Genomic DNA, 1,092 nt, shown 5'->3' with positions numbered 1-1,092 from the left:
AACTCCGATGGAGGAGTCATGACAAGATAAAGATAAAAAGGAACGCCGCTTTACGGGGCCTTGGCTCCGACGAACTCCACGCAGGGCCCATTCTCGCCAGGGCTGCAGCTGGAAATAGAACCCATCATAGAGCACACGGGCAAACCGCCTCCTCTATAGGTACGCACCGGAGAAGAAAGATTCTTGATTTTGCATGCTTTTTTCATGGAGAATAAAGTCCGCTCGCGAAAAAAAACGAGCAAAAAATCCGTTCATAAAAAATAGGTTCAATCACCGAAACGGCGTTCTTCCCAAGAACCCTTGAGGGGCGCAAACGCGTTTTTTCTTGAACTGCAGCTCGAAGACATCCAAGAATGCCTGACACAGTCTCGCTGCGCATCACGCTTAAATTCAAGGAGGTGCCAAAATGAAGGCAATGAAGGCAATTGATGAACTTAAGAACGAACACCACGGCATTGAAATCATGCTTCGGATCCTGCAGGCCGTTGCGGAGAGGTTCGGACGCGGTCAAGAGGTGGACGGGAAGGATCTTTCCAACATCCTCGAGTTCCTGTCGGTCTTCATCGACAAATGCCATCATGCCAAGGAAGAGGAATTCCTTTTTCCAGCCTTGGAGAATGTTGGCGTACAGCGTGAAGGAGGTCCCATCGGGGTTATGCTGCTGGAACATGAACAAGGCCGCAGACTGGTTGCGAAGCTCAAAGATGCCCTGGCAGACCATGAGTCCGGGCTCGTCTTGCGTAAGGAACACGCTCAAACAATCATCAAAGAATACGTGGCTCTCCTCAATGAGCATATTGGGAAGGAAAACACGGTTCTTTTCCCCATGGCGGAGGCAAAATTGGACCCGGGTAAAGACAAAGAGCTTTTTGAAGCATTCGAGCACCTCGAACGGGAACGTATCGGCGAGGGCAAACACTCTGAGTTTCATGCCCTTTTGCATCGGTTGCAAGCAACTTTCGTTGTTGGGGTCGGAACAAAATAACCCATTCGAAAACAAAAGAACATGGCTGAACTCCTGGGCGAGGAGATCGAGGGCATGAGCCTTCGCGACATGGCCCTGGCGGCCGTGGATGCCATGCGCACCCTGGC

General features: G+C 51.0%; 1 protein-coding gene. It reads left to right on the top strand.

Annotated features, from left to right (window positions below):
* Positions 1-406 precede the first annotated feature (406 nt).
* Positions 407-985 (top strand): hemerythrin domain-containing protein, encoded by a 579-nt coding sequence (locus tag H567_RS30265; RefSeq protein ID WP_353743111.1) that lies wholly within the window; start codon positions 407-409, stop codon positions 983-985.
* Positions 986-1,092: the final 107 nt, after the last annotated feature.

The organism is Desulfatiglans anilini DSM 4660 (genome assembly GCF_000422285.1).
GTDB classification, from domain to species: domain Bacteria; phylum Desulfobacterota; class DSM-4660; order Desulfatiglandales; family Desulfatiglandaceae; genus Desulfatiglans; species Desulfatiglans anilini.
The sequence above is the reverse complement of the archived record's forward strand: the minus strand, read 5'-3'. Positions and strand labels throughout refer to the sequence as shown.